Annotated in this window: 11 protein-coding genes; 2 read left to right on the top strand and 9 right to left on the bottom strand. The window is 68.2% G+C overall.

The features are described 5' to 3' along the window. Positions 1–2 precede the first annotated feature (2 nt). From pgl to tkt, 5 genes are read right to left on the bottom strand one after another with little or no spacing between them, the layout of a single operon-like run. Positions 3–788 (bottom strand): 6-phosphogluconolactonase, encoded by a 786-nt coding sequence (pgl, locus tag ACFXKN_RS03165; RefSeq protein ID WP_379432275.1) that lies wholly within the window; start codon positions 786–788, stop codon positions 3–5. Continuing rightward, positions 781–1,689, bottom strand: a complete 909-nt coding sequence (gene opcA / locus ACFXKN_RS03160) for a glucose-6-phosphate dehydrogenase assembly protein OpcA (protein ID WP_378946263.1) — start codon at positions 1,687–1,689, stop codon at positions 781–783. The genes pgl and opcA overlap by 8 nt, the downstream gene beginning before the upstream one ends. After that, entirely contained in the window at positions 1,686–3,257 is a 1,572-nt protein-coding gene (gene zwf, locus ACFXKN_RS03155) for a glucose-6-phosphate dehydrogenase (protein WP_378945766.1), read from the bottom strand. The genes opcA and zwf overlap by 4 nt, the downstream gene beginning before the upstream one ends. Positions 3,258–3,261: 4 nt before the next feature. Further along, positions 3,262–4,395 (bottom strand): transaldolase, encoded by a 1,134-nt coding sequence (gene tal, locus ACFXKN_RS03150; protein ID WP_379432274.1) that lies wholly within the window; start codon positions 4,393–4,395, stop codon positions 3,262–3,264. A 4-nt stretch (positions 4,396–4,399) separates the two neighbouring features. Beyond that, on the bottom strand, positions 4,400–6,541 hold the full coding sequence (gene tkt / locus ACFXKN_RS03145; RefSeq protein WP_378945772.1) for a transketolase: 2,142 nt from the start codon (positions 6,539–6,541) through the stop codon (positions 4,400–4,402). Between the two features lie 440 nt (positions 6,542–6,981). Here tkt and ACFXKN_RS03140 point away from each other — a divergent pair, with 440 nt between their 5' ends. Continuing rightward, positions 6,982–7,974: a heme o synthase gene (locus tag ACFXKN_RS03140; RefSeq protein ID WP_378945776.1), complete on the top strand. Its 993-nt coding sequence runs from the start codon at positions 6,982–6,984 to the stop codon at positions 7,972–7,974. Positions 7,975–8,071: 97 nt separating this feature from the next. On the opposite strand, the gene ACFXKN_RS03135 is transcribed toward ACFXKN_RS03140, so the two are convergent. Beyond that, a complete protein-coding gene (locus ACFXKN_RS03135) occupies positions 8,072–9,037 on the bottom strand; it encodes a quinone oxidoreductase family protein (RefSeq protein WP_378945779.1) in 966 nt (321 codons plus the stop codon). Positions 9,038–9,113: 76 nt separating this feature from the next. Between ACFXKN_RS03135 and ACFXKN_RS03130 the strand changes: the two genes are divergently transcribed. Further along, positions 9,114–9,479, top strand: a complete 366-nt coding sequence (locus tag ACFXKN_RS03130; RefSeq protein ID WP_378945782.1) for a hypothetical protein — start codon at positions 9,114–9,116, stop codon at positions 9,477–9,479. 70 nt (positions 9,480–9,549) lie between these two features. Here the strand turns inward: ACFXKN_RS03130 and ACFXKN_RS03125 are convergent, their stop codons facing one another. From ACFXKN_RS03125 to ACFXKN_RS03115, 3 genes are all read right to left on the bottom strand, one after another. Further along, on the bottom strand, positions 9,550–10,521 hold the full coding sequence (locus ACFXKN_RS03125; protein ID WP_378945785.1) for a heme A synthase: 972 nt from the start codon (positions 10,519–10,521) through the stop codon (positions 9,550–9,552). 68 nt (positions 10,522–10,589) lie between these two features. Beyond that, entirely contained in the window at positions 10,590–11,372 is a 783-nt protein-coding gene (locus ACFXKN_RS03120) for an ABC transporter permease (protein ID WP_378945788.1), read from the bottom strand. Beyond that, complete coding sequence (locus ACFXKN_RS03115; RefSeq protein WP_378945791.1) at positions 11,369–12,301, bottom strand: ABC transporter ATP-binding protein; 933 nt, start codon at positions 12,299–12,301, stop codon at positions 11,369–11,371. Before ACFXKN_RS03115 ends, ACFXKN_RS03120 begins: the two co-directional genes overlap by 4 nt. Between the last annotated feature and the right edge of the window lie 71 nt (positions 12,302–12,372).

Here is a 12,372-nt window from a genome sequence, read left to right as displayed (position 1 = left end):
TGCTAATCCTCGTCGAGCAGCAGACCCGTCGCCGCGGGTTCATCGATCACCCAGGTGGTCGACTCGATGCCGACCGCGCCTGCCGACGGGATGTCGTCGGGGGAGGCGCCGCCTACCGCGGCGGCTACCGCGGCGGCTTTGGCTTCGCCGCTGACCACGAGCATCACGTGGCGGGAGCGGTGGATCGCGGGCAGGGTCATCGTGACCCTGGTCGGCGGGGGTTTCGGGCAATTGTGAACGGCGACAACGTAATCCGTTGTCTCCTGCACCGCGGGGGAGTGCGGGAACAAGGAGTCGATGTGGCCTTCGGGGCCCATGCCGAGGACCGTGAGGTCGAACTCGCCGCGTTCGTCGAGTTCGGTGTGCACGAGCTGGGCGTAGGCGGCGGCGGCTTCCTCCGGGGTGCTGTAGGGGCCGTCGGAGGGGCCTATCGGGAAGACGTGGGCCGGGTTCAGCGGGACGAAGTCCAGGAGCGCCTCGCGGGCCTGGAGTTCGTTGCGGTCCTTGTCGCCGACGGGGACGAAACGCTCGTCGCCCCAGTAGACGTACAGGGTGGACCAGTCGATGTCGCCGGGGGACTGGCGGACACGTTGGAGCAGGCGGATGCCGTCGCTGCCGCCGGTGAGCGAGACCGAGGCGTTGCCGCGTTCGGCCTGGGCGGCGACGATCACGTCGACGAAGCGTTCGGCGGCCGCGTCGGCGAGCAGGTCGGCGTCGTCGTGGATCTCGATGGTGTTGGCGGGGAATTCGGCACCGAGGTCGTCGTGGCTGTCGATATGCTCACTCATAGGTCACCTTCTCGATTCCGGCGAGCGCCTCGGCGTAGATCTCGTCGGCGTCGAGCCGGCGCAGTTCTTCGGCGAGGCAATCGCGAGTTTCCCGGCGTGCCAGCGCGATCCGCTGGTCGGGTTCGCCGGTGCGGGTCAGCGTTGCCGTCCTTCCTAATTGCGGGCGTTCGATGGCGATCGAATCGGTGGCGCGCTGGATCAGGACCTTCAACTCTCCGGTCTTGCGGATCACCGGGCAGTGCAGACGCGAGGCCAGCCAGCCGGCCAGGGTGTCGAGTGCGGGTTCGGAGGCCAGGCCCGACACGGTCACCGAGGTGACCGGTTCGAACGGTGGCTCGTCGAGCGCCGCGGCCAGCAGGGCCCGCCAGTAGGTGATGCGGCTCCATGCCAGATCGGTGTCACCGGCCGCGTAGGAGAAGCGGCGCTTCTTGATCGCGACCTGGGGATCGGGGGCGTAGGTGGCGTCGGTGATGCGGCGTTTGGCCAGCTTGCCCACCGAGTCCATCGACGGGTACTCCGGCGCGCCACGCGGCCACCACGCCACCACCGGGGTGTCGGGCAGCAGGAAGGGGGTCACGACGCTGCTCTCGTGGTTCACCAGCGCGCCCTGCAGGCGCAGCACGATCACCTCGGCCGCACCGGCGTCACCACCGACGCGGATCTGGGCGTCGAGGCGGGTCTCGGCGTCGCGGTCACCGCGGGCCAACACGATCACCCGGCAGGGATGTTCGCGGCTGGCGTCGTTGGCGGCGTCGATCGCGTCCTCGGCCTCGGAGGAGTCCAAGGTGCAGACCACCAGGGTGAGCACTCTGCCCTGGGTGATCACGCCGTTGGTCTCGCGCAACTGCACCATTCGCTTACCGACATCGACGGTGTTGGTGTCGGGCATGTCGACGATCACGGACGCCGCCATTCCCGCCCGCTGCGCGCGAGCATCTCATCGGCCGAGGTGGGACCCCAGGTACCGGCCTCGTAGGGTTCGGGTTTGCCGCCCGCGGCCCAGTGTGCGAGCACGGGATCGAGGATGCGCCAGGACAATTCGACCTCCGCGTTCACCGGGAACAGTGACGGCACGCCGAGCAGCACGTCGAGGATCAGCCGTTCGTAGGCCTCGGGGGAGGACTCGGTGAACGCCTCGCCGTAGCTGAAGTCCATGTTCACGTCGCGTACTTCCATGCCCGAGCCCGGGACTTTCGAGCCGAAGCGCAAGGTGATGCCCTCGTCCGGCTGCACCCGGATGACCAGCGCGTTCTGGCCGAGTTCCTCGGTCATGGTCTGGTCGAAGGGCAGGTGCGGCGCGCGCTTGAACACCACCGCGATCTCGGTCACCCTGCGGCCCAAGCGTTTTCCGGTGCGCAGATAGAACGGCACACCCGCCCAGCGCCGGTTCTCCACATGCAGGGTGAGCGCGGCGTAGGTCTCGGTCCGCGACTGCGGATCGAAGCCTTCTTCCTGATGCAGGCCCACCACGTGCTCGCTGCCCTGCCAGCCCTCGGTGTACTGCCCGCGCGCGGTCGTCTCATCCAGCGGCGCAACGAGTTTGGTGGCCGAGAGGGCCTTGATCTTCTCGGTGGTGAGCTGCATCGGCTCGAAGGAAGTGGGCTCCTCCATCGCGGTCAGCGCGAGCAGCTGCAACAGGTGATTCTGGATGACATCCCGCGCGGCGCCGATGCCGTCGTAATAGCCTGCGCGGCCACCCAATCCGATGTCCTCGGCCATGGTGATCTGCACGCTGTCGACATAGTTGGCGTTCCAGATCGGCTCGAACAACTCGTTGGCGAAGCGCAGCGCCAGAATGTTCTGGACCGTCTCCTTGCCGAGGTAGTGGTCGATGCGAAAGACCTGCTCCTCCGGAAAGACCCGGTTGACCAGGGCATTGAGCTCCTTGGCGCTGGTCAGGTCGTGGCCGAACGGCTTCTCGATCACCACGCGCCGCCACGGGGTGTACCCGTCGGGCTCGGGTTTGGCCTGGGCCAGATGGTGTTCGGAGAGCTGATCGAGCACCACGGGGAACATATTCGGCGGAATCGACAGGTAGAACGCGTAATTGCCGCCGGTGCCCCGGGTTTCGTCGAGGTTGGCCAAGGTATCGGCGAGCGTCGCGAAGGCCGCGTCGTCGTCGAAACTGCCCTGCACGAAGCGCACACCCTCGGCCAGGTGGTCCCAGACCTCCTGGCGGAAGGGGGTGCGCGCGTGCTTCTTCACGGCCTCGAGTACCACCGAGGCGAAGTCTTCGTCGGCGTAATTGCGCCGGGCGAAGCCGACCAGGGCGAAACCAGGGGGCAACAGCCCCTGGTTCGCCAGGTCATAGATGGCCGGCATCAGCTTCTTGCGGGACAGATCTCCGGTGACACCGAAGATCACCAGGCAGCACGGGCCCGCGATGAAGGGAACACGTTTGTCGCGTTCGTCGCGCAGCGGGTTGTGCCACAGCCCCGCCGCCTGATCCGTCGATGCTGTGCCGGCCATCGTGTCAGTTGCCCTCCGCCGCGACGCCGAGCGCGCCGGTGGTGGCCTCGATCAACTCTTCCCACGCGCTCTCGAACTTGTCGACGCCTTCGCGCTCGAGCAGCGCGAACACATCGTCGAGATCGATACCGGCCGCTGCCAGATCGGCGAAGACCTGGGCGCCCTCGGCACCACGGCCGCTGAGCGTGTCGCCGAGCACCTCACCGTGATCGGCGAACGCCTGCAGCGTCTTCTCCGGCAGGGTGTTGACGGTGTTCGGGCCGACGAGTTCGGTGACGTAGAGGGTGTCGGGGTAGTCGGGGTTCTTCACCCCGGTCGACGCCCACAGCGGCCGCTGCCGGTTGCCACCCTGCGAGGCCAGGTGGTTGTAGGTGGAGGTATGCGCGCCACCGTCGAACACGTCCTGGTACTCGGCGTAGGCCAAGCGAGCGTTGGCCACACCGGCCTTGCCGCGCAGGGCAAGGGCTTCCGGGGTGCCGAGCGCCTCGAGGCGCTTGTCGATCTCGGTATCCACCCGGGAGACGAAGAACGACGCGACCGAGTGGATCTTGGCCAGGTCGTGGCCGGAGATCTTGGCGTTGCGCAGACCGTCGAGGTAGGCGCCCATCACCGCGCGGTAGCGCGGCACCGAGAAGATCAGCGTCACGTTCACGCTGATGCCCTCGCCGATCACCGAGGTGATCGCGGGCAGGCCCGCCTCGGTGGCCGGGATCTTGATGAACAGGTTCTTGCGGTCGACGATCTTCCACAGCTCGATCGCCTGGGCGACGGTCTTGTCGGCGTCGAAGGCGAATCGCGGGTCGACCTCGATCGACACACGCCCGTCCACGCCACCGGTCGATTCGAACACCGGCGCGAGCACGTCGCAGGCGGCGCGCACATCGTCGGTGGTCATCGTGCGGATCGCCGCGTCGGCGTCGGCGCCTTGGGACGCAAGGTCTTTCAGCTGCGCTTCGTAGGCGTGGCCCACACTCAGCGCGGCCTGGAAGATGCTCGGGTTGGTGGTGACACCGACGACGCTGCGGGTCGCGATCAGTTCGGCGAGATTGCCGGACTGGATGCGATCACGCGAGAGATCGTCGAGCCACACCGAGACGCCCGCGGCCGAGAGCGCGGCGAGATTCTCGTTCTGTGCCATGGTCTTACCCCTTCACCTTGTCGGTGGAACGCAGTGCCGCGCGGACGACGGCATCGGGGGTGATACCGAATTCGCGGTACAGAGTCTTGTAGTCGGCCGACGCGCCGAAGTGATCGATGGACACGATCTCGCCCGCGTCACCGACGAATCGGTACCACGGCATCGCGATACCGGCCTCGACCGCGACCCTGGCCCGCACCGACGGGGGCAGCACCTCGTCGCGGTATCCCTGATCCTGCGCGTCGAACCACTCCACACACGGCATCGAGACCACGCGGGTCGGGATGCCCTGCTCTTCCAGCGTAGTGCGCGCGGCGACCGCGAGGTGGACCTCGGAGCCGGTGCTGATGAGGATCACTTCCGGGGTGCCGGTGGATGCCTCGGCCAGCACGTAGCCGCCCTTCTTGACACCCTCGTAGCTGGTGCCCTCCAGGGTCGGCACGTCCTGGCGGGTCAGTGCCAGCGCGGACGGGCCGTCCTGATGGGGCGACTCGTGCACCGAGAAGTGCGAGGTGTGCTCGTCGGAGTCACGCTCGAGCACGGTGCGCCAGGCGTGGACGGTCTCGTTGGCGTCGGCCGGGCGCACCACGTTGAGGCCGGGGATCGCGCGCAGCGCGGCCAGGTGCTCGATCGGCTGGTGGGTGGGACCGTCCTCGCCGAGGCCGATGGAGTCGTGCGTCCACACGTAGATGGCGGGCACTCGCATCAGCGCGGCCAGGCGCACGGCCGGGCGCATGTAGTCGCTGAACACGAGGAAGGTGCCGCCGTAGGGGCGGGTCGGGCCGTGCAGTGCGATGCCGTTGAGGATCGAGCCCATCGCGTGCTCACGGATACCGAAGTGCAGGGTGCGCCCGTACGGGTTGGCCTTCCACGCGCCGGTGGAGATCGACTCGGGGCCGAAGCTCGCCTGACCGGGCATCGTGGTGTTGTTGGACTCGGCCAGGTCGGCCGAACCGCCCCACAGCTCGGGCAGCTCGTCGGCGACCGCGGCGAGGAACTTGCCCGACGCCTTGCGGGTGGCCATGCCCTTGGGATCGACCTCGAAGCTCGGCAGTGCTTCGGTCCAGCCCTTGGGCAGCGAGCGGGTCTGCAGGCGGTCGAAGAGTTCCTTGTTCGACGGGTTGGCCTCGGCCCACTGGTCGAAGCTCTGCTGCCACTTCGCCTGTGCTTCGGCGCCGCGGGCCAGTGCCTTGCGGGTGTGCTCGATGACGGCCGGGTCGACGTCGAAGGACTTCTCCGGGTCGAAGCCGAGCGCCTTCTTCACCGCGGCGACCTCGTCGGGGCCGAGCGCGGCGCCGTGCGCGCCACCGGTGTTCATCTTGTTCGGGGCGGGGAAGCCGATGATGGTGCGCAGGATGATGATCGAGGGCTTGGACGTTTCGGCCCTGGCCGCGTCGAGGGCCTTCTCGATGGCCACCACATCTTCGCCGCCTTCGACGATCTGCACCTGCCAGCCGTAGGCCTCGTAGCGCTTGGCCACGTCTTCGGTGAAGGCGATGTCGGTGTCGTCCTCGATGGAGATCTCGTTGTCGTCGTAGATCACCACGAGGTTGCCCAGCTGCTGGGTGCCCGCGATCGAGGAGGCCTCGGCGGTGACGCCCTCCTGCAGGTCGCCGTCGGAGGCGATCGTGTAGATGAAGTGGTCGAACGGGCTGGTGCCCTCGGGGGCGTCCGGATCGAACAGCCCGCGCTCACGTCGCGCGGCCATCGCCATGCCGACCGCCGAGGCCAGACCCTGACCCAGCGGGCCGGTGGTGATCTCGACGCCGTCGGTGTGGCGGAATTCGGGGTGACCCGGGGTGAGCGAGTCCCACTGGCGCAGCTGCTCGAGATCGGTCAGCTCCAGGCCGAAACCGGCCAGGTAGAGCTCGATGTAGAGGGTGAGGCTGGAATGCCCACAGGACAGCACGAACCGGTCGCGACCCACCCAGCGCGGCTCTGCCGGGTTATGGCGCATCGTGCGCTGGAAGAGGGTGTAGGCGACCGGCGCGAGGCTCATCGCGGTGCCGGGGTGCCCGTTGCCCGCCTTCTGCACGGCGTCGGCAGCGAGTACCCGGGCGGTGTCGACGGCCTTGGTGTCGATGTCCGTCCAGTCGCTGGGGTAGTTCCGCTGAGTGAGGGCGCGAATGTCGTCTGTGACTGGCACGACCGTGGTTCTCCTGACCTAGGTTTCGTCGACGGCGATAGCTTGGCAGCGGCGATGATGATCGAAGCGGGTCGCACGCGGCCGGGATGCGTACCGATGTTCACCGAATACCCTAGTGGTGCCGCTACACCGGATTGGCGCGAACCCTGGCGATGAGTCTAGTTCGGATCCCCGCGTACCGGCGGTGTGCGGTATCGACCATCGCCGCGGCGCGCGCGATGGGCGTTCACCTGCGCGTCGGTGCGGGTTCACCGCCACGTGGGCCCGCGATGAGCAGTGGCCGGGCGTAGTGACCGCGCCCACGGTGGCGGGGGTCTGGCGTGGAGCGGCAGGTGAGTGGGTCTACCATCCTCTGTAGTAGTGGCCGCGCCGCAGCCGCGCGCTGCTCGTTCCATTACCGGATGCGAAGCGAAGCGAAGCACAGCGTGCGAGGAGAAACAGTGCGGATCGGTCACGAGCCGGGTAATAGCGGTGCGCACGGAACTTCGTCGACGGCGCTGGCCGACCGCATCGCGGGCGACAGTCTCGCCGCGCGGATAGTGCGCAAGCCCCTTGCCTACATCGCGCTCACCAAGCCACGCGTCATCGAGCTGCTGCTCGTCGCGACCATTCCGACGATGCTGCTGGCGGACCGTGGCACCGTCGATATCCGGCTCATCCTGGTCACCCTGTTCGGTGGCTGGATGGGCGCGGCCAGTGCCAACACCCTCAACTGTGTCGCCGACGCCGACATCGACAAGGTGATGAAGCGGACCGCACGGCGGCCACTCGCCCGCGACGCGGTGCCCACCTCGCACGCGCTCGTATTCGGCGTCGTGCTCGGCGCGATCTCCTTCGCCTGGTTGTGGTGGCAGGCCAACCTGCTCAGCGGCGCGCTCGTCGTCGCGACGATCCTGTTCTACGTTTTCGTCTACACCAAGGGCCTCAAGCGCCGGACCTCGCAGAACGTGGTGTGGGGCGGCGCGGCCGGGTGTATGCCCGCATTGGTCGGCTGGTCCGCGGTGACCGGCGATATCGGCTGGCCCGCCCTGGTGCTGTTCGCGGTGATCTTCTTCTGGACGCCGCCGCACACCTGGGCGCTGGCCATGCGCTACAAGGAGGACTACCGCGCGGCCGGTGTGCCGATGCTGCCGGTGGTCGCTACCGAGCAGGTGGTGACCAAGCAGATCGTCATCTACACCTGGTTGACGGTGCTCGCCACGATGGCGTTGGTGCCCGCGACGGGAGCCATCTACGCGGCGGTCGCGCTGGTGGCCGGTGCCTGGTTCCTGCTGATGGCGCACCAGCTCTACGCCGGGGTGCGCCGTGGTGAGCCGGTGAAGCCGCTGAAGTTGTTCCTGCAGTCGAACAACTACCTCGCGGTGGTGTTCTGTGGTCTGGCTGTCGACTCGGTGCTCGGCTGGGACACGGTGGGCAGCCTCATCGGGCTGTAAGACATTCGCGAACAGTGGCCGGGCAGTGATTGCCCGGCCACTGTTGTTTCCGGACCAGGCCCGCAGGCCGGGCACCAGAGTGCCCGGCCTCCGCCGGCTAGGGCAGCAGGACGATCGAGCCGGTGGTCTTGCGGTCGGCCAAGTCGCGATGCGCCTGGGCCGCGTCGGTCAACGGATAGGTGGCGCCGATGCGAAGGTTCACTGTTCCTGCGGCGATCCAGTCGAAGACATCCGTTGCGCGCCAGAGGAATTCGGTGCGGTCGCGGGTGTATGCGCCCAGGGACGGGCGAGTCAGCCACAGCGAACCGGCGGGGTTGAGGCGCTGGGGGTCGAAGGGTGGGACCGGGCCGCTGGCCGCGCCGAAGAGGGCGAGGGTGCCGCGGATGCGGAGCGAGGCGAGGCTCGCTTCGAAGGTGCTGGCGCCGACGCCGTCGTAGACCGCGGCGACGCCGATGCCGTCGGTGAGGTCGCGGACTCGGGCCGCGAGGTCGTCGCCGTAGTGCAGGACGTCGGTGGCGCCTGCTTCGCGGGAGAGTTTCTCCTTGGCGTCGGTGGAGACCGTGGTGATCACCCTGGCGCCCTTCGCGACGGCCATCTGAGTGAGCAGCAGGCCGACGCCGCCCGCGCCCGCGTGGATGAGCACCGGGTCGCCGGGTTCGGGGGAGAACACCGATTCGGTCAGGTAGTGCGCGGTCATGCCCTGGAGCAGGGCGGCCGCCGCGACGGCGGGGTCGACGTCGTCGGGCACCTTCACCGCGACGGCCTCGTCGACCGCGACCATGTCGGCGTAGCTGCCGGGCGCCGACGCCCAGGCGACTCGGTCGCCGATCGAGAACTCGGTGACGTCCGAGCCGATCGCCACCACGATGCCGGTGCCCTCGGAGCCGGGAAGGTAGGGCGTCGCCTGCGGGTACTGGCCGGTGCGGAAGTAGATGTCGATGTAGTTGACACCCACACCCTGGGTCTCGACCAGCAGCTGACCCGGTCCGGCCTGCGGGTCTGCCACCTCGACGTACTGCAGGACCTCGGGACCACCGTGCTCGGAAACCTGAATCGCGCGCATGAGTTCTCTTTCTACACCTCGTGTTCCAGACCACTCGGGGCTGGACTGGAAACTACCGGCCGGTAAACTCGCCTCCATGAGTACAACCGCCGCCCCCGAGGCCGTGAAGGTGCCGGCCGAGGTCGAGAAGTCCATCGTGAAGTTCGTCGCCGAGCACGGTGGTTCGGGCACGGCCGTGCTGCAGTACATGGGCAAGCAGGGCGTGCGGATCACCCTGGTCGGTGCCGACGGCATCCTCGGCGACCGGGTAGTCGGCGATATGGCGATCGCGAAGGCGATTGTCGAGCGCGTCGACGGTCTCGCCGAGACCGACGAGTGGAACCGCGAGCTGGTCTCGGTCGTTACCCCGGCCGCGTCGCACTGGGCCAAGATGGCCGGCTGGGTCGCCCGTCAGACCAAGTTCCCCAAGGCGCGCAACTCGAAGTTGTTCGCAGGCGCCTGACGACCACTGACGAGAAAGCCCGCGAATCGCACTGCGACGCGGGCTTTTTCGTTGTCCGAGGTGTCAGGCCTCAGCGCGCGGAAGTCTGTGACAAGGCGGGCGCGTCGATCGTCTCGCGGGTACGCAGCGATGCCCACAGTGCGGCGGTCGCCGCGGTGCAGGCCGCGGCTCCACCGACGTGGATCGCGACGAGCGCGGCAGGTACGTCGGTGAAGTACTGGACGATGCCGACGAGCGCCTGCGCCAGTACCAGCCCGAGCAGCACGAACAAGCGCTTGCGGATGGCCGCCGACATACCGACGGCGTACAGGCCGAAGGCGAGCCCGATCAGCAGCGCCAGGTAGCCGATCAGCAACTGCGAGTGCAGGTGCACGAGCGTGACGATCTCGACCTCGAGTCGCTCGACCTGCCGCTCGATACTCTTGTCGCCGGCATGCGGCCCGGCCGCGGTGACCAGTGTGCCCGCGATGAGCACACCCGCGAGCGCCACGCCGGACAGCGCGGTGAGCCAGCGCAGGGGAGCGGGCACCTGGACGGTCTCGATGCCGTCGTCGGGTTCGCTGATCTTCGCGTACAGCACCACCGCGAGCCACACCATCACCATCGAGACGAGCAGGTGCACGGCCACGGTCCACCACAGCAGCCCGGTGCGCACGGTGATCCCGCCGATGATCGCCTGCACCACGGTGCCGCCGGGCATCAGCCAGGCGTAGACCAGAACTTCCTTGCGCCTGCGCGCCCGGACGACGGCCAGCACGATCAACGCGGCGCACAGCGTCACCGCGAAGGTGAGCAGCCGGTTGCCGAACTCCACGGTCTGGTGCAGGACCGGTACTTCCGAGACCCCGATCGGGGTGAAGCTGCCGGGGAAGCACTGCGGCCAGGTCGGGCAGCCGAGGCCGGAGGCGGTGACGCGAACGATCGCGCCGGTCACCGAGATTCCCGCCTGGCTGAGGATCACCGCGATGGCGATGAGCCGCTGCACCCGCAGCGAGGGGAGCGGCAGCCGGTCGACGAGGCCAACGAAGGCGCGATACAGCACGTCAGGAATGGTACCGGCCGGGAATTCGGCGCTGATACCAGGGCTACTACAGTGCGTCGTTGGTCACGTCAGCTGAAGCGGAACAGCCGGGTCGCGAGCCACCCGCACACCACGCCCCACGCCGCGAGCACCGCCACCCCGAACCAGTCGATCGATCCCGACAGGGCCGTGTCCAGCGCGTAAGCCAGCGCGCCGGACGGGATGAGCCGCGCGATCACGGTCAGCGCGGTGGGCAGGGTGTCGCCGACGAGCACCAGGCTGGCGATGCCGAGCATGATGAACCACAAGATATTGGCCAGCGCGAGCACGACCTCGGCCTTGAGCGTCCCGCCCAGCAGCAGCCCCATCGCCGCGAAGGTGGCCGTGCCGAGGGCGATCACCAGCGCGCCGAGGGCGAGTCCGCCGATGCCCGGCCGCCACCCCAGCGCGACGCCGATCGCACCCAGCAGCATCGCCTGCAGCACCACCACGATCAGCACGGCCGCGCACTTGCCCGCGATCACGCCCCAGCGGGGCAGCGGTGTTGCGCCGAGCCGTTTGAGGGCGCCGTAGCGACGGTCGAAGCCGACGGCGATGGCCTGGCCGGTGAACGCGGTCGACATCACCGCGGTCATCATCACCATCGGCACGATCCGGTCGACCCGGTGCTCGCCGAGGTCGCCGAACGGCAGCAGGGTGAGCCCGATGAGCAGGGTGATCGGGATGAACATGGTGAGCAGCAGCTGTTCGCCGTTGCGCAGCAACAGTTTCAGCTCGAGCCCGGTCTGCGCTGTGAGCATCGCGGTACGCGTGGCGGGACGCGGGTCGGGCGTGAAGGTGCCGGGCAGGAAACGGCTGGTGGTCTCGCTCATCCGCGCAGGTCCCGTCCGGTCAGTTCGAGGAAGACGTCTTCGAGGCGACGCTGGTCGATGCGGATGTCGGTGGCCAGCACGTCCATCCTGGCGCACCAGGCGGTGACGGTGGCCAGCACCTGCGGGTTGATCTCACCCTCGACGAGATAGGTGCCCGGCGTCGTCTCGCGTGGCGAAAAGCCTTCCGGCAGAGCCGATGTGAGCAGTTTCAGGTCGAGTTTCGGCGGTGCGCAGAACCTCAGCTGGCCTGCCGCGCCGTGGGCGGTGACCTCGGCGGGGGTGCCCTGGGCGACGATCTGCCCGTGATCGATGATGACGAGCTGGTCGGCGAGCTGTTCGGCCTCGTCCATCATGTGCGTGGTGAGCACGACGCTCACGCCGTCGCGGCGCAGGGCGTCGATGAGTTCCCAGACGATCAGCCTGGCCTGGGCGTCCAGCCCGGCGGTTGGTTCGTCGAGGAACACGATCTCGGGCTTGCCGACGAGCGCGCAAGCCAAGGCGAGCCGCTGTTGCTGGCCACCGGACAGGCGACGATAGGGGGTGCGGCGATTGTCCTGCAGGCCCAGCGTCGACAGCAGCCAGTCGGGGTCGATGGGATCGGCGGAGTAGGCCGCGACCAGGTCGAGCATCTCGCCCGCGCGGGCACCGGGATAGGCGCCGCCGCCCTGGAGCATCACGCCGATGCGTGGGCGCAGCTGTTCGGAGTCGGCGATCGGGTCGAGGCCGAGGACGCGGACGGTGCCCGCGTCCGGGCGCACGAAGCCTTCGCACATCTCGACGGTGGTGGTCTTGCCCGCGCCGTTGGGACCGAGCAGAGCGAACACCTGGGCGGGCTCTACGTCGAACCGGAGACCGTCTACTGCGGTGGTCTCGCCATAGCGCTTGACCACACCGTCGACGCTCACGGCGGGTCCAGGGCGACTTGTCACGACCGCGCCTGCCTGACACTCGGCTCCGTCGCGCCAAAAGGTGCTGTGCCCTTGGTTCGCTCGCTGCGCTC

It is taken from the genome of Nocardia sp. NPDC059195 (assembly GCF_042754695.1).
Taxonomy (GTDB): domain Bacteria; phylum Actinomycetota; class Actinomycetes; order Mycobacteriales; family Mycobacteriaceae; genus Nocardia.
The sequence above is the reverse complement of the archived record's forward strand: the minus strand, read 5'-3'. Positions and strand labels throughout refer to the sequence as shown.

What these genes read in the sequence shown, in the direction of transcription:
- ACFXKN_RS03130 (WP_378945782.1), top strand. Translation starts at nt 9,114, where the DNA reads ATGAGTACAACCGCCGCCCCCGAGGCCGTGAAGGTGCCGGCCGAGGTC.
- tal (WP_379432274.1), bottom strand. Translation starts at nt 4,395, where the DNA reads ATGGCACAGAACGAGAATCTCGCCGCGCTCTCGGCCGCGGGCGTCTCG.
- zwf (WP_378945766.1), bottom strand. Translation starts at nt 3,257, where the DNA reads ATGGCCGGCACAGCATCGACGGATCAGGCGGCGGGGCTGTGGCACAAC.
- pgl (WP_379432275.1), bottom strand. Translation starts at nt 788, where the DNA reads ATGAGTGAGCATATCGACAGCCACGACGACCTCGGTGCCGAATTCCCC.
- ACFXKN_RS03135 (WP_378945779.1), bottom strand. Translation starts at nt 9,037, where the DNA reads ATGCGCGCGATTCAGGTTTCCGAGCACGGTGGTCCCGAGGTCCTGCAG.
- ACFXKN_RS03120 (WP_378945788.1), bottom strand. Translation starts at nt 11,372, where the DNA reads ATGAGCGAGACCACCAGCCGTTTCCTGCCCGGCACCTTCACGCCCGAC.